At 73.2% G+C, this 19,527-nt stretch carries 23 protein-coding genes; 12 read left to right on the plus strand and 11 right to left on the minus strand.

Annotated elements, in window-relative coordinates:
• Positions 1-7: 7 nt before the first annotated feature.
• Positions 8-280 carry a hypothetical protein gene (locus tag HOQ23_RS01655; protein ID WP_172211220.1) on the plus strand — a complete coding sequence of 91 codons (273 nt, stop codon included), beginning with the start codon at positions 8-10 and terminating at the stop codon, positions 278-280.
• 206 nt (positions 281-486) lie between these two features.
• Here HOQ23_RS01655 and erpA read toward each other — a convergent pair whose 3' ends face one another.
• Positions 487-849 carry an iron-sulfur cluster insertion protein ErpA gene (gene erpA, locus HOQ23_RS01660; protein WP_172211221.1) on the minus strand — a complete coding sequence of 121 codons (363 nt, stop codon included), beginning with the start codon at positions 847-849 and terminating at the stop codon, positions 487-489.
• Positions 850-963: 114 nt separating this feature from the next.
• Positions 964-2,046: a glycerate kinase gene (locus HOQ23_RS01665; protein ID WP_172211222.1), complete on the minus strand. Its 1,083-nt coding sequence runs from the start codon at positions 2,044-2,046 to the stop codon at positions 964-966.
• A 23-nt stretch (positions 2,047-2,069) separates the two neighbouring features.
• On the opposite strand from HOQ23_RS01665, the gene HOQ23_RS01670 reads away from it, so the two are divergent.
• Positions 2,070-2,963, plus strand: a complete 894-nt coding sequence (locus HOQ23_RS01670; protein ID WP_216653441.1) for a GNAT family N-acetyltransferase — start codon at positions 2,070-2,072, stop codon at positions 2,961-2,963.
• Between the two features lie 69 nt (positions 2,964-3,032).
• On the plus strand, positions 3,033-4,208 hold the full coding sequence (gene nadA, locus HOQ23_RS01675) for a quinolinate synthase NadA (RefSeq protein ID WP_172211223.1): 1,176 nt from the start codon (positions 3,033-3,035) through the stop codon (positions 4,206-4,208).
• Positions 4,209-4,236: 28 nt separating this feature from the next.
• Here nadA and HOQ23_RS01680 read toward each other — a convergent pair whose 3' ends face one another.
• The 4 genes from HOQ23_RS01680 to HOQ23_RS01695 form a co-directional block, all read right to left on the minus strand.
• Positions 4,237-4,818, minus strand: coding sequence for a hypothetical protein (locus tag HOQ23_RS01680; RefSeq protein ID WP_172211224.1), 582 nt, complete (start codon positions 4,816-4,818; stop codon positions 4,237-4,239).
• Positions 4,819-4,826: 8 nt separating this feature from the next.
• Entirely contained in the window at positions 4,827-5,753 is a 927-nt protein-coding gene (gene htpX, locus HOQ23_RS01685) for a zinc metalloprotease HtpX (RefSeq protein WP_172211226.1), read from the minus strand.
• Between the two features lie 110 nt (positions 5,754-5,863).
• Positions 5,864-6,142 carry a hypothetical protein gene (locus HOQ23_RS01690; RefSeq protein ID WP_172211228.1) on the minus strand — a complete coding sequence of 93 codons (279 nt, stop codon included), beginning with the start codon at positions 6,140-6,142 and terminating at the stop codon, positions 5,864-5,866.
• The gene (locus HOQ23_RS01695; protein WP_172211230.1) at positions 6,139-6,924 is read right to left on the minus strand and encodes a PspA/IM30 family protein; all 786 of its coding nucleotides are present in this window, start codon (positions 6,922-6,924) and stop codon (positions 6,139-6,141) included. The genes HOQ23_RS01690 and HOQ23_RS01695 overlap by 4 nt, the downstream gene beginning before the upstream one ends.
• Before the next feature lie 166 nt (positions 6,925-7,090).
• Here HOQ23_RS01695 and HOQ23_RS01700 point away from each other — a divergent pair, with 166 nt between their 5' ends.
• The gene (locus tag HOQ23_RS01700) at positions 7,091-7,678 is read left to right on the plus strand and encodes a DUF3043 domain-containing protein (protein ID WP_172211232.1); all 588 of its coding nucleotides are present in this window, start codon (positions 7,091-7,093) and stop codon (positions 7,676-7,678) included.
• Between the two features lie 13 nt (positions 7,679-7,691).
• Complete coding sequence (locus HOQ23_RS01705; protein ID WP_172211234.1) at positions 7,692-8,546, plus strand: hypothetical protein; 855 nt, start codon at positions 7,692-7,694, stop codon at positions 8,544-8,546.
• On the opposite strand, the gene HOQ23_RS01710 is transcribed toward HOQ23_RS01705, so the two are convergent.
• On the minus strand, positions 8,543-9,547 hold the full coding sequence (locus HOQ23_RS01710; RefSeq protein ID WP_172211236.1) for an aldo/keto reductase family protein: 1,005 nt from the start codon (positions 9,545-9,547) through the stop codon (positions 8,543-8,545). The two genes, HOQ23_RS01705 and HOQ23_RS01710, sit on opposite strands and share 4 nt — an antisense overlap.
• A gap of 56 nt (positions 9,548-9,603) precedes the next feature.
• Between HOQ23_RS01710 and HOQ23_RS01715 the strand changes: the two genes are divergently transcribed.
• On the plus strand, positions 9,604-10,158 hold the full coding sequence (locus tag HOQ23_RS01715; RefSeq protein ID WP_172211238.1) for a GNAT family N-acetyltransferase: 555 nt from the start codon (positions 9,604-9,606) through the stop codon (positions 10,156-10,158).
• 41 nt (positions 10,159-10,199) lie between these two features.
• On the opposite strand, the gene HOQ23_RS01720 is transcribed toward HOQ23_RS01715, so the two are convergent.
• The gene (locus HOQ23_RS01720) at positions 10,200-11,465 is read right to left on the minus strand and encodes a GDSL-type esterase/lipase family protein (protein ID WP_253945094.1); all 1,266 of its coding nucleotides are present in this window, start codon (positions 11,463-11,465) and stop codon (positions 10,200-10,202) included.
• 169 nt (positions 11,466-11,634) lie between these two features.
• Here HOQ23_RS01720 and HOQ23_RS01725 point away from each other — a divergent pair, with 169 nt between their 5' ends.
• The 3 genes from HOQ23_RS01725 (at position 11,635) to HOQ23_RS01735 (ending at position 12,959) form a co-directional block, all read left to right on the plus strand.
• On the plus strand, positions 11,635-11,853 hold the full coding sequence (locus HOQ23_RS01725; protein WP_172211242.1) for a hypothetical protein: 219 nt from the start codon (positions 11,635-11,637) through the stop codon (positions 11,851-11,853).
• 96 nt (positions 11,854-11,949) lie between these two features.
• Positions 11,950-12,660 (plus strand): AzlC family ABC transporter permease, encoded by a 711-nt coding sequence (locus HOQ23_RS01730; protein WP_172211243.1) that lies wholly within the window; start codon positions 11,950-11,952, stop codon positions 12,658-12,660.
• Positions 12,657-12,959, plus strand: a complete 303-nt coding sequence (locus HOQ23_RS01735) for an AzlD domain-containing protein (protein WP_172211244.1) — start codon at positions 12,657-12,659, stop codon at positions 12,957-12,959. Before HOQ23_RS01730 ends, HOQ23_RS01735 begins: the two co-directional genes overlap by 4 nt.
• 18 nt (positions 12,960-12,977) lie before the next feature.
• Here the strand turns inward: HOQ23_RS01735 and dapB are convergent, their stop codons facing one another.
• The gene (dapB, locus tag HOQ23_RS01740; RefSeq protein ID WP_367650341.1) at positions 12,978-13,724 is read right to left on the minus strand and encodes a 4-hydroxy-tetrahydrodipicolinate reductase; all 747 of its coding nucleotides are present in this window, start codon (positions 13,722-13,724) and stop codon (positions 12,978-12,980) included.
• A 217-nt stretch (positions 13,725-13,941) separates the two neighbouring features.
• Between dapB and HOQ23_RS01745 the strand changes: the two genes are divergently transcribed.
• The 3 genes from HOQ23_RS01745 to HOQ23_RS01755 all read left to right on the plus strand — a co-directional run bounded on the left by HOQ23_RS01745 (position 13,942) and on the right by HOQ23_RS01755 (position 15,665).
• Positions 13,942-14,409: a trans-aconitate 2-methyltransferase gene (locus tag HOQ23_RS01745; RefSeq protein WP_253945036.1), complete on the plus strand. Its 468-nt coding sequence runs from the start codon at positions 13,942-13,944 to the stop codon at positions 14,407-14,409.
• 84 nt (positions 14,410-14,493) lie between these two features.
• Positions 14,494-15,111, plus strand: a complete 618-nt coding sequence (locus tag HOQ23_RS21410) for a sigma factor-like helix-turn-helix DNA-binding protein (protein WP_367650323.1) — start codon at positions 14,494-14,496, stop codon at positions 15,109-15,111.
• Positions 15,108-15,665 (plus strand): hypothetical protein, encoded by a 558-nt coding sequence (locus HOQ23_RS01755; protein ID WP_172211246.1) that lies wholly within the window; start codon positions 15,108-15,110, stop codon positions 15,663-15,665. Before HOQ23_RS21410 ends, HOQ23_RS01755 begins: the two co-directional genes overlap by 4 nt.
• A gap of 18 nt (positions 15,666-15,683) precedes the next feature.
• Here the strand turns inward: HOQ23_RS01755 and HOQ23_RS01760 are convergent, their stop codons facing one another.
• Positions 15,684-17,111 (minus strand): pitrilysin family protein, encoded by a 1,428-nt coding sequence (locus HOQ23_RS01760; RefSeq protein ID WP_172211247.1) that lies wholly within the window; start codon positions 17,109-17,111, stop codon positions 15,684-15,686.
• Between the two features lie 7 nt (positions 17,112-17,118).
• On the minus strand, positions 17,119-19,356 hold the full coding sequence (locus tag HOQ23_RS01765; RefSeq protein ID WP_172211248.1) for a polyribonucleotide nucleotidyltransferase: 2,238 nt from the start codon (positions 19,354-19,356) through the stop codon (positions 17,119-17,121).
• Between the last annotated feature and the right edge of the window lie 171 nt (positions 19,357-19,527).

Here is a 19,527-nt window from a genome sequence, read left to right on the forward strand (position 1 = left end):
CGATCCCATGAGCGCCCTCCGCCCCACCGCCGGCCCCACCGCGCGTCTGGCCTACGACGACCTGGCCACCCTCCCCGAGATGCAGGACGACTGCCGCGCGGCCGGCGCGCACCTGCCCGCGGCGGCCGCGGGCGGCGACCTGGCCCGCGCCGCGCGTGCGGCCGTGCGCCCGGCGCCCAGCATCCTGTTCGCCGACTACCCGACCGACTCCGCCAAGGGCCTCGAGGTCACCGAGGCCGCCCAGCGCCTGGCGAACGCCCTGCACCTGCACCTCGACTGACCTGCCGACCCGCTCGACACGGACCACCGGTCCCCCGCGTCACGCGGACCGGACCGGACGAGCAGGGGCCCCACACCCGGCCCCGCGTCGGTGGCGCCCCCTCCCAGCTCGCCACCGACGACGACAGCCCCCGCCTCTTGGCGGGGGCTGTTGCCGTGCTGCTGTGTTCGTGGGTGCTGCTCAGGTGCTGGGCACCGTGCTGCGACTCAGTGGAAGGAGTCGCCGCAGGCGCAGGAACCCGTGGCGTTCGGGTTGTCGATGGTGAAGCCCTGCTTCTCGATGCTGTCGACGAAGTCGATCATCGCGCCGTTGAGGTACGGGACGCTCATCCGGTCGACGACCACGGACACGCCGTCGAAGTCGGTCACGACGTCACCGTCGAGGGTGCGCTCGTCGAAGAAGAGCTGGTAGCGCAGGCCCGAGCAGCCACCGGGCTGCACCGAGATCCGCAGCTGGAGGTCCTCGCGGCCCTCCTGCGCCAGCAGGCTCTTCACCTTGGCGGCCGCCACCGGGCTCAGGTTGATCTGGTCGGTACGACGCTCCGTGGTCGTGTCCACCTGCTCGGTCATGTGTGCAGCTCCCAGATAGAAAGACAAAGGGTTGGTACTCCCTCAATCGTCGCACACACCCGGATATTCCTCGCCCCTCCGCTCAGACCGGGTCGCCGACCCACTCGCGGACGCTCAGCGCGACCAGGTGCGGGCCACGCGCGCGGCGAGCCGCTCGAGGGCGTCGGCCGGGGCGGCCATCGCCTCCTGCTCGCCCACCAGGTCCACCAGCGAGTACGCCGACTCCACGCCGAGCGCCCGCATCTCGCGGGCACCGACCTGCACCTTGCCGGCGAGGACCACGCACGGGCGCAGCGCCTCGGCGGCGACCTCGCCCACGCCGTAGGGCACCTTGCCGGCGCGGCTGCTGACGTCGAAGGCACCCTCGCCGGTGACCACGAGGTCGGCCTTCGCCGCGCGTGCGGGCAGCCCGACCGCGGCGGAGACCAGCGGCAGGCCGGGCTCGCGGGCACCACCGAGCAGCAGCAGCGCGAAGCCCAGTCCCCCGGCCGCGCCGGCGCCCTTCGCCAGCGACAGCCGTCGGTCGGTCGCCTCGGCGAAGGCCTCCAGCCCGGCGTCCACGTCGACCAGGCGGTCCTCCGGCACCCCCTTCTGGGGCCCGAAGACCTTGGTCGCGCCGAACAGGCCGGTGAGCGGGTTGTCGACGTCGCTGGCCGCGACCAGCTCCGCGCCCGCGACCCGGGCCCGGGCAGCGGCGAGGTCGAGCGCGGTGATGCCGGCCAGGCCGGCCGGTCCCCGGCCGAGGTCGGCGTCGCCGCGCGCGCCGAGCGCGTGCAGCAGGCCCGCGCCGCCGTCGTTGGTCCCGGAGCCGCCCAGGCCGACGACCACCCGGCGCGCGCCGCCGTCCAGGGCCGCGGCGATCAGGTCGCCGACACCCAGGGTCGTCGCGTCCTCCCAGGCCCCGTCGGTCAGGTGGATCCCGCAGGCCTGGGCCGACTCGACGTACGCCGTCGCGCCCACCTTCAGCACGGTGGCGGGCACCGGCTCGGCGTGCGGGCCGCGCACGGTGACCGCGAGCAGGTCGCCGCCGAGCGCGGCGTGCAGCACGTCCACGAAGCCGGGGCCGCCGTCGGACATCGGGGCGAGGTCCAGCTCGTCGTCGGGGGCGTGGCGGCGCCAGCCGGTGGCGATCGCGTCGGCCGCCTGCACGGCGGTGAGGGTGCCGGCGAACTTGTCGGGCGCCACGAGGATCCGCATGCGCTCACCCTAGGGTTCCGCGCATGGCCCACCACGCAGATGCGCTGATCCTGCGGCCGATGACGCCCGGCGACGTCCCGGCCGCCGAGCGGCTCAGCGCGCAGGCGTTCCTCGAGGTGGAGCGGCGCCACCTCCCCCGGTCGCTGCCCGAGCCGGCGGCGCGCCCCGCGGACCGCGGCCAGGCCTGGGCCCGCCGTACCCTGCACCTGCTGCGCACCGACCCAGGCGGCTGCTGGGTCGCCGAGGAGGGCGACACCCTCGTCGGGTTCGCCACCTCCTTCGTGCGCGAGACGACCTGGTTCCTCGCGACGTACGCCGTCCTGCCCGGCCACCAGGGCCGCGGCACCGGCGTGCAGCTGCTCGCCGCGGCGATGCACCACGGCCGGGGCTGCCTGCACGGCATGATCAGCGCGATGGCCGACCCGCAGGCCGCCCGGCGCTACCGGCTCGCCGGGTTCACCCTGCACCCCCAGATGCACCTGAGCGGCACCGTCGACCGCGCCGCGATCCCCGTGATCGAGAAGGTCCGCGACGGCTCGGCCGGCGACAGCGACCTGATGGACTCCGTGGACCGGGGCACCCGCGGCGCCGCCCACGGCCCCGACCACGAGCTGCTGCTCGCGGAGCTGCGGCTGCTGGTCTCCGACACCTCCACCGGATCGGGCTACGTCTACGTCGAGCCCGGCGGCTCGGTCGCCCTGCTCGCCGCCACGAACCGGCGTACCGCGACCCGCCTGCTGTGGGCGGCGCTGGCCGAGAGCACCGGACCGACCCGGCTCGGACACGTCAGCGCCGCCAACGCCTGGGCGATCGATGTCGGCCTGGCCGCCCGCCTCGAGCTGGGCCAGGGCGGCTACCTGGCGCTGCGCGGGATGAATCCGCCGGCGCCGTACGTTCACCACGGCGCCCTGCTGTGATCGCTGCATGGCCCGGGAGCCGTGGGACAAAGCGGCCCGGGGCGTCCCCACCCGAATAGGATGCGCCCCATGACGACCGTCGACCTTCCGCTGCTCCCCCTCGGCCGTGGCACCGACCTGGCCGCCGAGCGTGGTGTCGAGTGCCCCGGCGACCTGCCGTCGCCGTCCGACCCCGACCTGGTGGCCCGCGCCCGCGCGGCCAAGGAGGCCCTGGGCGACCGGGTCTTCGTGCTCGGCCACCACTACCAGCGCGACGAGGTCATCGCGTTCGCCGACGTCACCGGCGACTCCTTCAAGCTCGCGCGCGACGCCGCGGCGCGCCCGGAGGCGGAGTTCATCGTCTTCTGCGGCGTGCACTTCATGGCCGAGTCGGCCGACATCCTCACCAAGCCGGAGCAGCAGGTCATCCTGCCCGACCTCGCCGCCGGCTGCTCGATGGCCGACATGGCCCGCCTCGCCCAGGTCGAGGACGCCTGGGACGCGCTGGCCGACGCCGGCATCGCCGACCAGGTCGTGCCGGTGACCTACATGAACTCCAGCGCCGACATCAAGGCCTTCTGCGGTCGCAACGGCGGCGTGGTCTGCACCTCCAGCAACGCCGAGGTGGCCCTGGACTGGGCGTTCGCGCAGAAGGAGGACGCCAAGATCCTCTTCCTGCCCGACCAGCACCTGGGCCGCAACACCGCGGTCCTCGAGCTCGGTCTGTCCCTCGAGGACTGCGTCGTGTGGAACCCCTTCAAGCCGAACGGCGGGCTGAGCGCCGAGGAGCTGCGCAACGCGAAGATGATCCTGTGGAAGGGCCACTGCTCGGTCCACGGCCGCTTCTCCCCCGAGGTCGTCGACGAGCTGCGCGCCACCATCCCGGACGTGAAGATCCTGGTCCACCCCGAGTGCCAGCACGAGGTCGTGACCCGCGCCGACCTGGTCGGCTCCACCGAGTTCATCATCCGCACCATCGAGGCCGCGCCCGCCGGCTCGACGTGGGCGATCGGCACCGAGCTCAACCTGGTCAAGCGCCTGGCCCAGGCGCACCCGGACAAGAACATCTCGTTCCTGGACAAGACGGTCTGCTACTGCTCGACGATGAACCGCATCGACCTGCCGCACCTGGTCTGGGCGCTCGAGTCGCTGGTCGAGGGCACCGTGGTCAACCAGATCACCGTCGACCCCGAGACCGAGCGCTGGGCGCTGGTCGCGCTGGAGCGGATGCTCGCCCTGCCCGGCCGCTCCGCGCCGCAGGCCTGATCAGGTCGTCCCACCCGCTGCTTCGGGGTCAGAGTCCGGGGGCTCCCCAGACCGCGAGCCAGCGCGACAGGTCCTGCTCGAGGGGAAGCTCGCCGCCGAGCGCGTCGCGCACCTGGAGCTCGAGCATGTTGTCGCGCTGCTGGCGCCCGCCCGGCGCCGGCGCGAAGGGGTAGAAGGTGCCCTGCTTGTAGAGGTAGACCAGCCCGACACGGCGTCCGTCGGGGTCCTCGAAGCCGATCAGGGTGCACAGCAGGCCGGGGCCGAAGCCCTGACCCTCCAGGCTGGTGTTGACGGCGTGCAGGGCCGTGCACAGCCCCTCCACCGAGGCGCCCGGCTCCCGGTCCACCTCGGCCCAGGTGTAGCCGTAGCCGTCCTGGGTGACACGAACCTCGGGGGCCTCGCCGGTGCTGCGCACCAGCTCGAGGATCTCCTGCTGGACCTGGGAGAACGCCAGGCCGCTCGCGGCGCGGTAGCAGACCGACCCGTCGCCGGTCGGCCGCAGGCCGAGCGTGGTCTCGAGCGTGATCGCGGCGCCGGGCACCAGGAACAGCGAGTCGAGGTTGGCCTGCTTCGGCTTGGACCGGCCCAGGATGGCGTCCAGGAATCCCACGGTGCTCCTCAGCTCGTCTGGCGGCCGAGGTCGGCCTGGATGCGGGCGAGCTGGTCGAGGCGCTGCTCCAGGCTCGGGTGGGTGGAGGTGAGCGTCTTCAGCGACGCGCCGCGGATCGCGGGGGCGATGAAGAAGGCGTTCATCGACTGCGCCGAGCGCAGGTCGCGCTGCGGGATGGTGTTCATCTCGCCGGTGATCTTCTGCAGCGCGGAGGCGAGCGCCTGCGGCTTCATCGTGAGGTAGGCACCCGCGCGGTCGGCGGAGAGCTCGCGGTAGCGCGAGAGCAGCTTGATCAGCACGAAGCTGACGGCGTAGGTCACCAGGCTGACCAGCAGCACCAGCAGCCAGATCGGCAGGCCGTTGTTGTTGTCGCGGCGGTTGCCGCCGAACATCGCGCCGTACTGCGAGCCTTGGGCGAGCATGCCCGCCACGATGCCGGCCGAGGAGGCCGCGGTCATCACCAGGACGTCGCGGTGGGCGACGTGGGAGAGCTCGTGGGCGAGCACGCCCTCGAGCTCCTCGGTGTTGAGCGTCTGCAGGATGCCGGTGGTCACCACGACCACGGAGCGCTGCGGCGAGCGGCCGGTGGCGAACGCGTTGGGGATCGCACTGTCGGCGATGCCGACCCGCGGCTTCGGCATGTCCGCCATCGCGCACAGGCGGTCGATCATGCCGTGCAGCTCGGGCGCCTGCTGCGGGGTGACCTCGCGGGCACGCATCGCCTTCATCGCCACGGTGTCGGAGGAGTACCACTGGTACCAGACCACGCCGAGGCCGGCGAGGCCGATCAGCAGCCCGATCCCGGGGCTGCCGGCCTGGGCGAAGACGCCCATCACCACGGCCACGAAGGCGACGAAGAGGAACCCCAGCAGGAAGAGCACCAGGGTCATGCGGGCCGTGAGCCCGCGATCGGGGAGGAAGCGGCTGTGTGCCATGGCGACATTCTCCCTGTCCTGCCCAAGAAAAGGCTGAAGGACGCGTCCGGCGGACGCGTCCTTCAGCGCTGGAGCGTGCGGCGCAGGTTCCTGCGGCGCGGAGACGGGGCTCAGCCCGGGAGCAGGCCCTCTTCGCCGAGCATGGCGCGCACCTCGTCGATCGAGGCGTCCGCCGGCGGCAGGATCAGGTCGGAGGAGTCGAGCGCGGCGAGGTCGTGCACCGCACCGTGGGCGCGTACGGCGTCCAGCAGCGAGGCCAGCGCGGGCGCGAACGCCTCCTGGTCGCCGGCCTCGACCGCCGCCTCGACCGCGGAGTCGAGGGTGTTGAGGTGATCGAGGTCGGCCTCGGTCAGGTCGAACTGACCCTCCCCGAGGATCCGCACGATCATGCCTGGCCCTCGCGCGGCTCGGCGGACTTCTGCTGCTCGGGCGTGATGATGTCGCCGCCCTCGATGGCCTCCGGCCGGCTGGGGGCGCTGAGGCCCTTGAGCCGGGCGAGCTCGGACTCGACGTCGGCCTGCGAGCTCATCGACTCCAGCTCGCGGCTGATGTCGTCGCCGCGGCTCAGCGAGCTGGCGTCGTCGAGCGCGCCCGAGGCGATCAGCTCGTCGATCGCGCCGGCACGCGCCTGCATGTTGGCCGTCTTGTCCTCGGCGCGCTGGATCGCGAGGCCGACGTCGCCCATCTCCTCGCTGATGCCGGAGACGGCCTCGCCGATCTTGGTCTGCGCCTCGGCCGCGGTGTAGGTGGCCTTGATGGTCTCCTTGCGGGTGCGGAACGCCTCGACCTTCGCCTGCAGGCGCTGCTGGGCGAGGGTGAGCTTCTCCTCCTCCCCCATCAGGTTGGCGTGCTGGGCCTGCAGGTCGCTGATCTGACCGGCGAGGGCGGACTTGCGGGTCAGCGCCTCGCGGGCGAGGTCCTCGCGGCCCATCTGGATCGCCTTCTCGGCCTGGGCGGTCAGCTTCGCGCCCTGCTGCTCGAGCTGGTTGACCTGGAGCTCGACACGCTTGCGGCTGGTCGCCACGTCGGCGACGCCGCGGCGGACCTTGGCAAGCAGGTCCAGCTGGCGCTGGTAGCTGTAGTCGAGGGTCTCGCGAGGGTCCTCGGCCCGGTCGAGGGCCTTGTTGGCCTTTGATCGGAAGATCAGGCTCATGCGCTTCATGATGCTCATGTGGTGCGGTCCCTCTCGGACGACGTTCTGTGCTGCAGGTCTCGTCTCACTCTAGGGCACCGTGACCAACCCGCGCGGGCCCGTAGGCGCAGGTCCGCCGGTAGACTGGCGCCGATCCGCACACCCGCACGTCCGCAGCAGGACGCCCTCAGCGAGAAGGCCCGCGTTGTTCCGTCGTACCAAGACCGTGACCGTCACCCCGGAGCCCGTCGAGACCAAGCCCGGGGGCAAGGGCCGTCCGACCCCGTCGCGCAAGGAGGCGGAGGCCGCCGCGCGTGCCCGCGCCAAGGCCGCGCCGCGCACCCGCAAGGAGATGGCCCGCGCACAGCGCGCGTCCCGTGCGGAGTCCAGCCAGAAGGTCCGCCAGGCGATGAAGACCGGCGACGAGCGCTACTTCATGCCGCGTGACAAGGGCCCGGTGCGCCGCTTCGTGCGCGACTTCGTCGACAGCCGGTTCTCCTTCATCGAGCTGATGATCCCGCTGCTGATCTTCTCGATGATCCTCGGCTACTCCGGCAACGCCGCGATGGCCAACCTGAGCAGCCTGGTGCTGATGGCCACGATCGTGCTGATCGTCTTGGACATGGTGTTCCTGCGCCTGCGGCTGCGCCGCGAGCTCGCCGCCCGATTCCCGAACGAGAGCCACAAGGGCACGACGTACTACGCCATCACCCGCGCCCTGCAGATGAAGTTCATGCGCCTGCCCAAGGCGCAGGTCAAGATCGGCCAGCGCCTCCCCGACCACTACCGCTGATCGCGCTCGTCCGATGAGCGCCGACCAGGTCCTCGGGCTGGCGGCCGGCCTCGGCAGCGCGGCCGTCTTCGGCCTCGCGGCGGTCGCGCAGGCCCACGCCGTACGTCGTCCCGGCTTCACGCTCGACACGCTGCGCGCCTTCGTGCGGCACGCCGTGCGCGACGCCTGGATCTGGGTGGTGCTGGTCGCCTATCTCGTCGGCTTCGTCCTGCACGCGGTCGCGATCTGGCTGCTCCCGCTCTACCTCGCCCAGGCCACCGTGGCGATGTCCCTGCCGGTCACCGCCCTGGCCTCGCGCCGGGTGGCCGAGCGCCTGGACGCGAGCCAGTGGGGCTCCGTGGCGCTGGTGAGCCTGGGCCTGGTGCTGCTCTCGGCCGGCTCCGGCAGTGCCGGCGACGCGGTCTCCAGCTGGTGGCTCGCGGGCGGCCTGTGGGCCGGCCTGGTGGTGCTCAGCGTGCTCGCGCTCCTCGCCGTCGCGCCCGGTCGGCTCCTGGTCCTCGGCTCCGGCCTCGGTGCGCTGGCCGGCCTGGGGTACGCCGGGTCCGCGCTCGCGGTCCGCGGGGTCGGGCTCCCCGTCGACGGACCGGTCGTGTGGTGCGCCCTGGCCGTCCCGTCGCTGAGCCTCGTCGCCTTCTGGCTCTACTCCCGCGCCATGAGCGTCGGCGCGGTCGCGGCCGCCTCGGCGCCGATGATCGTCGGGCAGACCTTCATCCCGGCCGCGATCGGCATCGGCCTGCTCGGCGACGGCGTGCGCGAGGGGTGGGGCTGGGCGGTCGTCGCCGGCCTGCTCGTCTCGACGTACGGCGCCGTGCGGCTGGCGCGCGCCCAGGCCCGCGGCGCCGCCCGGCCCACCCGCATCGAGGTCTAGAAGTCCCGCTTCGGGGGCGACTGGGTCTTGGCGGGGTCCCGCTCGACCACGCCGACCAGCACCTCGTCGATGGAGCGCATCAGGTCGGCGTCCAGGCGCACGCCGGCGGCCAAGACGTTGTCGCTGACCTGCTCGGGACGGCTGGCGCCGATGATCGCGCTGGAGACGTTCGGGTTCTGCAGCACCCAGGCGACCGCGAGCTGGGCCATCGTCAGCCCGGCGTCCTCCGCGATCGGGCGCAGCAGCTGGACCCGCTCGAGGACGTCCTCGCGCATCCAGCGCCCGATCATGTCGGAGCCGCCCTTGTCGTCGGTGGCGCGCGACCCGGGCGGCGGCTGCTCGCCGGGGAGGTACTTGCCGGTGAGGACGCCCTGGGCGATCGGCGACCACACGATCTGGCCCATCCCGGCCTCGACGCTGGCCGGCACGACCTCGCTCTCGATGACGCGCCAGAGCATGGAGTACTGCGGCTGGTTCGACACGAGCGGCACCCGCAGCTCGCGCGCCAGCTCGGCCGCGGCGCGGATCTCCTCGGCGCGCCACTCCGAGACGCCGATGTAGAGCGCCTTGCCGGCACGCACGACGTCGGCGAAGGCGAGCATCGTCTCCTCGAGCGGCGTCTCGTGGTCGTAGCGGTGCGCCTGGTAGAGGTCGACGTGGTCGGTGCCGAGGCGGCGCAGCGAGCCGTCGATCGCCTCCGAGATGTGCTTGCGGGAGAGCCCGTGGTCGTTGGGTCCACCGGGACCGGTGGGCCAGTAGACCTTGGTGCAGACCACCAGGCCCTCGCGGCGCTCGCCGGCGAGCGCCTTGCCGAGCACGCTCTCGGCGGCGGTGTTCGCGTAGACGTCGGCGGTGTCGAACGTCGTGATCCCCTCGTCGAGGGCCTGCCGCACGCAGGCGAGCGCGGCGTCCTCCTCGACCTGGGAGCCGTGGGTGAGCCAGTTGCCGTACGAGATGGCCGAGACCTTCAGGCCGCTCGCGCCGAGGTTGCGAAACTCCATGCCCCGACCATAGCCAGACCACCGAGCGCCCCCCGGCGGGCTGCAAGGATGCGGGCATGAGCTCCCCCACCGCAGACGTGTCCGTGCGGGTCGCCTGGGCCGAGGACGCCCCGGACGTCGCCCGGCTGCAGCTGCGCACCTGGCCGCAGACCTACGCCGGCCTGGTGCCCGCGGAGGCGTTCCCGAGCGGGCCGGAGGCCGAGGCCGCGGCCACCGAGGCCTGGCGGGCCGCGTTCGCGCGGCCCGGGGACGCCCGGCACCGGGTGCTCGTCGCGCTCGAGCGCGTCCGCGTCGTCGGCTTCGCGGTCACCGGCCCGGCGAGCGACCCCGACTGCGACCCCGTGGCCGACGCCGAGCTCGCGGAGCTCCTCGTCGACCCGGCGTACCGCGGGGCCGGCCACGGCTCCCGCCTGCTCCAGGCGGCGGTCGACACGATGCGGGCCGACCGGTTCACCCGCTCGGTGCTCTGGGCGGTGTCGAAGGACGACGCGCTGCGCGGGTTCCTCACCTCCGCCGGCTGGGGCCCCGACGGCGCGCACCGCGAGCTCGACCTCGCCGGGGACGGCGTCACCCGGGTCCGTCAGGTGCGCCTGCACACGTCCCTGGGCTGACCCGGGCGCGGCGGCTCTCCGGCTCGTACGCCGGCGTGGGCTCAGGAGCGGGTGCGGAACCTCGCGCGGGTGGGCCGGCTGGCGGCCTCGCCGGCGACCGCACGCACCGTGACGGTGTAGGCACGCCCGCGCTTCAGCCGCGGCACGACCAGGCGCGGCCTCGCCACCGTGCGCTGCACGCGCGCACCGGGTCCCCGCACGGTGACCGCGTAGCGGGCTCCGGGCACCGCCCGCCAGGACACCACCAGGCGGGTGCGCGCCCGTGTGGCGCGCACCGCGGTGACGGGCGCGACGGCGGGCACCGCGACGGTCTCGCCGACCGCGCGGGTGCTGGTGCCCTTGTCCGCCCGCACCCGGAACCTGGTGGGCACGCCGGCGCGCAGGCCGGTGAGGACGGCGGTGGTCGCCCTGGTGAGCGTCAGGGTGCGCCAGGCACCCCCGGTGGAGTGCGACACGGTGTAGCCGCTCGCCCCGGGCACCGGCGACCAGGCCAGCGCCACCGAGCCCACCGCGGGGGTCGCCGAGACCGTCAGCGTGCCGGGCAGCCCGGAGACCACGGGCAGCGGACGGGGATGGGGCGCGCCGACGCCGAGCCCGGCCAGGGAGTCGGCGAGCGCGGCCGCGATCTTGACCTCCCCGCTCGCCGCCGGGTGGGAGGAGTCGTAGGTGTCGGCCACCGTGTAGCCGGCCGTCGTGTCGGCGATGCTCACCGTGGAGGTGGCGGTGGTGAGCCGCTCCGCCAGGGCGGGCAGGACGAGGTTCAGCGCCCGGGGGCCCTCACGGCCCTCGAAGGTCATCCAGGTCTGGGTCACCTCGCCGATGACGACGTCGATCTCCGGGTCGACCGCTTGGGCCCTGCGCACCAGCTCGGCGAGGGACAGCTCCACCATCCACGGCGCGGCGCCCCAGATGATGTCGATGACGCCGAGGTTCACCACGAGCACGTCGGGGGCGTAGGTGGTGACCAGGTCGGTGACCGCGGAGGCGCCGTCGTTCGCCCACATGCCCCAGCCCGCGGCGTGGTCGGCGTCGAAGTCGGGGTCGGCGTAGACGGGCGGGTCGCCCTCCCAGGAGTGCACGGAGCTCGCTGGACCGACGAAGTCGACGCGCGCACCGGTCGCCTGCAGGTGGCGCCACAGGCGGTAGCGGAAGGTCCAGTCCCCGGAGGAGCCGTGGGTCACCGAGTCTCCGATGATCATGATGCGCGTGGCCTCGGGCCCTGTGGGCGCGTCCTCGGCGGCGACGGCCGGTGCCGCGGTGAGGCCGAGGACGCCTGCGACGAGCAGGGCGGCGACGCGGCGTGTCATCGGGTGCACGCGGCGACGCTAGGGCGGTTCCGGCTCCGCGTCCGGCGGATCGCGAATCGCGGGTCGGCGACACGCGCGACGACTTCACCCGTTTGGGTCTTGTCCGGTTGGTGACGTGCGTCACTATGGAGGGCGCAGCGCACCCGCGCTCCATCGGAGAGGACCTCGCATGCTCGGCCCGTTGCCCCGTCTGCACCAGCTCGTCGTGGCGATCGTGGTGGTCCTGGTACTCACGACAGTGGGTGCCTGGAGCGCCCTCGCAACGCCACTGCCGACGACCCTCGGCGCCGTGCTCGGCGCCCTCACCGGGCTCGGCGTGGCGCACCGGCTGCTGCACGACCCCGACGACCCGCGACGCCCCCGCCAGGCACGCGCGCGCCGGCACTGACCCCGCACTGACCTCCTGGGACGCCTCCGGCACGGTCGGCGTCCGCGCCAGCGAGAGCGGGCAGGGACCGGTCGCCGCAGCGGCTAGGGTCCCGATGTGTCGTCCTCGCCCGACCCGGCCCTGCCGGCCGCGGAGCGCACCGCGATCGTGCGCGACAGCCTCGGCGTCGGCATCGCGACCGGCGCGTACGGCGTGTCGTTCGGCGCCGTCTCCGTGGCCGCCGGCCTCGACGTGTGGCAGACCTGCGCGCTGTCCCTCCTGGTCTTCACCGGCGCCTCGCAGTTCGCCCTCGTGGGCGTGGTGGCCGGCGGCGGCGCACCACTGGCCGGCACCGCCGCGGCCCTCCTGCTCGGCACCCGCAACACCCTCTACGGCCTCAAGGTGGGCCCGCTGCTGCAGTGGCGGGGGTGGCGGCGCGCACTGGGGGCGCACCTGCTGATCGACGAGTCGACCGCGATGAGCGTGGGCCGCGACTCGGTCCCTGCGGCGCGGCTGGGCTTCTTGACCACCGGCGTCTCGATCTTCGTGCTGTGGAACCTGTTCACCCTGCTCGGCGCCCTCGCCGGCACCGCCATCGGCGACCCGGCCACCTACGGCCTCGACGCCGCCGTCGGCGCGGCCTTCCTCGCGCTGCTGTGGCCGCGGCTGGACAGCTGGCACCACCGCGTCGTCGCCCTGCTCGCCGCGGCCGTCGCGCTGGGGGCAGTGCCGCTCACGCCGGCCGGCGTACCGGTGCTGGCCGCGGGGGCCGTCGCCGTGCTCGCGGGCCTCCTGCGGCCCGCAGGGCGCCGCGAGGAGGCGTCGTGACCTGGGTCGCGGTGCTGCTCGCCGCCGCCGGCTGCTACCTGCTCAAGCTCGGCGGGCTCAGCGTCCCGCCGCGGGTGCTCGAGCACCCGCTCGTGCGCCGGGTGGCCGACCTGATCCCGGTCGCCCTGCTCGCGGCGCTGATCGCCGTGCAGGTCGCCGCCAGCGGCAGCGAGCTGGTGCTCGACGCCCGGCTGGCCGCGCTGGCGGCGGCCGCGGTGCTGCTGGTGCTGCGCGCGCCGTTCCTGGTGGTCGTCTTCGGCTCGGCGCTGCTGGCCGCGCTGATCCGCGCCGTGGGCTGAGCGCGGGACGCGCGGGGCTCAGTCCAGGTCGAGGACGTGCTCGAGGCCGACGGTGAGGCCCGGGCGGTCGGCGATCGTGCGCAGCCCGGTCAGCACGCCGGGGGTGAAGGAGGCGCGGTCCATCGAGTCGTGGCGGATGGTGAGGGTCTCCCCCACGCCGCCGAGCACGACCTCCTGGTGGGCGACCATGCCGCGGATCCGCAGGCCGTGGACCCGGATCCCGTCGACGTCGGCCCCGCGGGCGCCCTCGAGCGCGGTGGACGTGGCGTCCGGGACCGGGTCACAGCCGGCCTCGCGCCGCGCGGCCGCGATCAGCTGCGCCGTACGACGGGCGGTGCCGCTGGGGGCGTCCGCCTTGTCCGGGTGGTGCATCTCGACGACCTCCACCGACTCGTAGAACGGCGCGGCCGCGGCGGCGAAGCGCATCATCAAGATCGCGCCGATCGAGAAGTTCGGGGCGATCAGCACGCCGGTGCCGGGCGAGGTCTCGAGCCACGACTCCAGGCGGGCCAGCCGCTCGTCGTCGAAGCCGGTGGTGCCGACCACGGCGTGGATGCCGTGCTCGACGCAGAACTCCAGGTTGGCCATCACCACGTCGGGGTGGGTGAAGTCGACGACCGCCTCGGCGCCGGCCGAGAGCAGCGTCTCCAGCGGGTCGCCCGCGTCGATCGCCGCCACCAGCTCCAGGTCCGCGGCGGCCTCGACCGCACGGCAGACCTCCGAGCCGACCTTGCCCCGAGCACCAAGGACCCCGACCTTCATCACGCGCGTCTCACCCACGCCGCCAGCCTAGGACGTCGCCGCTCCTGCGGCCCCCGGGGCCGGTCGCGGCGAGACCGGAGAGGGGCCGATCCGGCCCGATCGGTGTGAGACTCAGCGCACGTAGGGGACCGGGTGGCACCACCACCCTCGGGGTTCTGGCAGTCTTGACCCCATGGTGGTGCAGACGATCCCTGCGCGGATTCGGTGGGCGGTCGAGTTCATGGATGTCCAGCCGACCGACCACGTCCTGGAGATCGGCTGTGGACCCGGCGCGGGTGCGGAGGCGATCTGCTCACGCCTGACGACGGGCAAGCTCTTCGCCATCGACCGCTCGGAGTCCGGCGTCGACCGCACGAAGCGCCGCTGCGCGCGGTTCGTGGAGGCCGGCCGGCTGACGGTGCGCCAGATCGACCTCGCGACCCTGCGGGTGCCGGTCAAGCGGCTCAACAAGGTCTACGCCTTCAACGTCAACCTGTTCTGGGTGCGCGACTGCGCCGACGAGATCGCGCTGCTGCACGAGCGCGTGCTGCCCGGCGGTGCGGTGTTCCTCTTCTTCGAGGTGAAGTTCCCCGACCAGATGCCCACGGTCGTCGCGAAGTCCTCGGCGGCGCTGGCGCAGGGCGGGTTCCGGGTCTCGGTCGTGGAGCAGAAGAACCCGGCCGTGGTCGGGATCATCGGTCGTCGATAAGGGTTTTCCCTTATCCGACCTTGACATCAGGAAATTTCCTACTGCATCCTCGGACCTGATCCACCGTCGGCTCCGGAGGCGCCCGTGCCCGTGCTCGTGCTCACCGCCGACCAGCGCTCCAGCCGCGCCGACGCGGACCGGGTCCCCCGCGCTCTCGAGCTGACCGCCTCCGTGCCGCTGCTGCGGCCCCTGGAGCGCACCGCCGGTGACGAGGTCCAGGGCGTCCTGGACCGCGCCGAGCACCTCCCGCTGGTCCTGGAGCCGCTGCTGCGCGACGGCGCCTGGCACCTCGGCCTCGGCGCCGGGGAGGTCGAGCAGCCGCTGCCCGACCACGCGCGCGCCGGACGCGGCCCGGCGTACCTCCACGCGCGCGACGCGATCAACCGTGCCAAGAACAGTCCGTGGCACCTGCGGGTGCACGCCGACCCCCACCTCGCCGACCACGCCCGGCAGCTCGAGTCGGCCCTGTGGCTGTGGGCGGCCGTCCTGGCCCGTCGTACGCCGCGGGGCTGGGAGGTCGTGGACCTCGCCGACCAGGGGCTCACCCACGAGGAGATCGGGCGCCGGCTGGGGATCAGCCAGTCGGCGGTCAGCCAGCGCGCCCAGGCAGCCGGACTGGCTGAGGGCCGGCGCGCCCGCGAGCTCCTCGCCCACCTCGCCGCTCCCCTGCTGGGGGCGCCGGGTGCTGGGATGGGCCCATGAGTCCGGAGAACTGGGGCCAGCTGGTCACCGCGCTGCTCGCGGCCACCGCGGTGGCCGCGACGCTGGCCTGGACGCGCTCCGGGCGCGACGTGTGGACCCCTGCGACGCTCGTGCTGCTCGCCGCGGCCGCCGGGGTGGCGGCGACCCCCGCCGCGGTCGACGGGGGCGGGCGGGCGACCACGGCGCTGCTGGTCGTGCTCGGCGGCGCGGCGGCCGTCCTGGGCGGCGGACCGGTGACCGCGCGACTCTTCGCCGTCGTCGACCGCCCGCGCGCCGACGGGGCCACGACCACCACCCAGGGCGCCGGGTCGGTGCTGCGCGGCGGGACCTGGATCGGGGTGCTGGAGCGCGCGGCGGTCTACGCCTCGCTCGTGGCCGGCTGGCCCGAGGGGATCGCCGTGGTGCTGGCCGTGAAGGCGTTCGGGCGCTATCCCGAGCTGCGCGCGGCCGAGGACGGCGTGCGCACCGGTGCGGCGGAGCGCTTCATCATCGGCACCTTCGCGAGCGTGCTGTGGGCCGGGGCCTGCGCCGCCGTCGTCGTGCTGGCGCAGTGACCCCGGCCCACCGCCACGTCAGGTGAGCGGCTCGGTGGCGGTGCCGTTCTCCGGGCCGACCACGGCGAGGATCTCCGGCGCGCCGTACACGCTCGCGGCGATCTCGCGGACGTCCTCGACGGTGACGGCGTCGATGCGGGCGAGCACCTCGTCGATGCTCAGCAGCTCGTCGTGGACCAGCTCGCCCTTGCCGAGCCGCGACATCCGCGAACCCGAGTCCTCCAGGCCCAGCACCAGGCCGCCGCGCAGCTGGCCCTTGCCCCGCGCGACCTCCTCGGCGCTGATGCCCTCCGCGGCGACCTTGGCCAGCTCCGCGCGGACCACGGCCAGCACGTCGTCGAGCTTGGCCGGCAGGCAGCCGACGGCCACCCCGACCAGTCCCGCGTCGGCGTGGTGGCTGCCGAAGGAGTAGACCGAGTACGCCAGCCCGCGACGCTCCCGGACCTCCTGGAACAGCCGGCTGGAGGTGCCGCCGCCCAGCGCGGTGTTGAGCACGCCGAGCGCGTAGCGGCGCTCGTCGTCGCGGCGGATGCCGGCCATGCCGAGCACCACGTTGACCTGCTCGAAGGGCCGGGTGGTGCTGGCGGTGCCGGGGTGGATCGACACCGGCCCGGTGACGCCGCGCGGCGGGACCGGGCGCTCGTCGCCGGACAGGAAGCCGTTGCGCCGGAAGGCGGTGCTCACCTGGGCGACCAGCTCGTCGTGGTCGACGTTGCCGGCCACCGCGACGACCATCGTCGCCGGGCGGTAGTGCGCCCGGTAGAAGTCGTGGATCTGCTCACGGGTGAGCGCGCCGATCGACTCGATGGTGCCGGCGATCCCCCGCCCCAGGGGCGTGTCCGCACCCCAGGCCTGCTCGGCGAAGAGGTTGTGCACCACGTCGTCGGGGTCGTCGTCGTGCATCGCGATCTCGTCGAGGATCACGTCGCGCTCCGCCTCGACGTCCTCGGGGGTGATCAGCGAGTCGGTGATCATGTCGCCGAGCACGTCCACCGCGAGCCCCAGGTCCTCGTCGAGGACCCGGGCGTGGAAGCAGGTGTACTCCTTCGCGGTGAAGGCGTTGAACTCCCCGCCCACCGCGTCGAGCTCGATGGAGATGTCGAGCGCCGATCGGGTGCTGGTGCCCTTGAAGAGCAGGTGCTCGAGGAAGTGCGAGCAGCCGTGCAGCGTGGCGGTCTCGTCGCGCGAGCCCACCCCGACCCACACGCCGACGCTCGCCGAGCGGACCCCGGCGAGGCGCTCGCTGATGACGCGCAGCCCGCCGGGCAGGACGGTACGGCGGACCTCGGAGGTCACCTGGCCGGCGGCGTCGGTGACGGTCTGGACGGTGACAGTGGTGCCCGGCTCCTGCTCGGCGCCGGACACGGTCGTGGGCGAGATGCCCCGGGAACCGGACGACCGGCCCGCAGTCGCCTGCGGGCCGGTCGTCGTGTTGGCTTCAGCCACGTGGAGGTCAGGCCTCCTCGGTCGCCTCGGCGGCCGGCTCCGCGGCGTCGCCCTCGGCCGCGGTCTCCTCGACCACGGGGATGAGGGAGAGCTTGCCGCGGTCGTCGATCTCACCGATCTCGACCTGGATCTTCTGACCGACCGAGACGACGTCCTCGACGGCCTCGACGCGCTTGCCACCGGCCAGCGGGCGCAGCTTGCTGATGTGCAGCAGGCCGTCCTTGCCGGGCATCAGCGAGACGAACGCACCGAAGTTCGTCGTCTTCACGACGGTGCCGAGGTAGCGCTCGCCGACCTCGGGCATCGTCGGGTTGGCGATCGCGTTGATCGCCGAGCGGGCCGCGTCGGCCGCGTCACCGTTGGTGGCACCGATGTAGATGGTGCCGTCGTCCTCGATGGAGATGGAGGCGCCGGTGTCGTCCTGGATCTGGTTGATCACCTTGCCCTTCGGGCCGATGACCTCGCCGATCTTGTCCACGGGGATCTTGACGCTGATGATCCGCGGCGCGGTGGAGGACATCTCCTCGGGGGCGTCGATGGCCTCGGCCATGACGTCGAGGATCGCGTGGCGGGCGTCGCGCGCCTGGGTCAGCGCGGCGGCCAGGACCTCGGCGGGGATGCCGTCGAGCTTGGTGTCGAGCTGCAGGGCGGTGACGAACTCGCGGGTGCCTGCGACCTTGAAGTCCATGTCGCCGAACGCGTCCTCGGCCCCGAGGATGTCGGTCAGCGCGACGTACTGGGTCTTGCCGTCGATCTCACCGGAGACCAGGCCCATCGCGATGCCCGCGACGGAGGCCTTCAGCGGCACGCCGGCCTGGAGCAGCGAGAGGGTCGAGGCGCAGACCGAGCCCATCGAGGTCGAGCCGTTGGAGCCCATGGCCTCGGAGAGCTGGCGGATCGCGTAGGGGAAGACCTCGCGGTCCGGGAGCACCGGCAGGAGGGCGCGGCGCGCCAGGGCGCCGTGGCCGACCTCGCGGCGCTTCGGGGAGCCGACGCGACCGGTCTCGCCGGTGGAGAACGGCGGGAAGACGTACTTGTGCATGTAGCGGCGCGACTTCTCCGGGGAGAGGGTGTCGAGCTGCTGCTCCATCTTGAGCATGTCCAGGGTGGTGACGCCCAGGATCTGGGTCTCGCCACGCTCGAACAGCGCGGAGCCGTGCACCCGCGGGATCACGCCGACCTCGGCGTGCAGCGGACGGATGTCGGCCAGGCCGCGGCCGTCGATGCGGATCTTGTCGCGCAGGATGCTCTCGCGCACGAGCTGCTTGTTCAGCGAGCGGAACGCCGCGCCGATCTCCTTCTCGCGGCCCTCGAACTGGGCGGCGAGGCGCTCGATGAGCGAGGCCTTGATCTCGTCGGTGCGCTCCTCGCGCTCGCCCTTGTCGGCGATCTTCATCGCGGCGGCGAGGTCCTCGCGGGCAGCCGACTCGACGGCGGCGAAGACGTCGTCCTCGTAGTCGAGGAAGATCGGGAAGTCCTGGACCGGCTTGGCGGCGACGTTCGCCAGCTCGCTCTGCGCCTCGCAGAGCTGCTTGATGAACGGCTTCGCGGCGTCGAGGCCGGAGGCCACGACGTCCTCGGTCGGCGCCTGGGCGCCGTTCTGGACCTTGTCGAAGGTCGTCTCGGTGGCCTCGGCCTCGACCATCATGATCGCGACGTCGCCGGTGTCGGTGACGCGACCGGCCACGACCATGTCGAAGACGGCGTCCTCGAGCTGGCTGTGGGTCGGGAACGCGACCCACTGGCCCTCGATCAGGGCGACGCGGACGCCGCCGACCGGGCCGGAGAACGGCAGGCCGGAGAGCTGGGTGGAGAGCGACGCGGCGTTGATCGCGAGCACGTCGTACGGCGCGTCGGGGTTGAGCGCCATGACCGTGATGACGACCTGGACCTCGTTGCGCAGACCCTTCTTGAAGGTCGGGCGCAGCGGGCGGTCGATCAGGCGGCAGGTGAGGATCGCGTCCTCGCCCGGACGACCCTCGGAGCGGAAGAACGAGCCGGGGATCTTGCCCGCGGCGTACATCCGCTCCTCGACGTCGATCGTCAGGGGGAAGAAGTCGAAGTGGTCCTTCGGGTGCTTGCCGGCGGTGGTCGCTGATAGCAGCATGGTGTCGTCGTCGAGGTAGGCGGTCACCGAGCCGGCGGCCTGCCGGGCGAGGAGCCCGGTCTCGAACTTGATGGTGCGGGTGCCGTACTTGCCGTTGTCGAGAACGGTCTCGACGGCGCTGATGACGGGTTCAGTCAAGGGGTTTTCCCTGTTCTGTGCGCGGAGCTCCGCGTCGTCCCGGGAGGGGGTGCGGGGATCTCGATCTCGAGGTGCCCGCCGGGCCTCGCCTTGGTGCGAGGGGCCGGTCTTCGATCGAGGCCCGCAGATCCCAGACGGATCTGAAGGCCACTACCGAGGACCGGGCCGAAA

The organism is Nocardioides sp. zg-DK7169, assembly GCF_013155365.1.
GTDB lineage: Bacteria > Actinomycetota > Actinomycetes > Propionibacteriales > Nocardioidaceae > Nocardioides.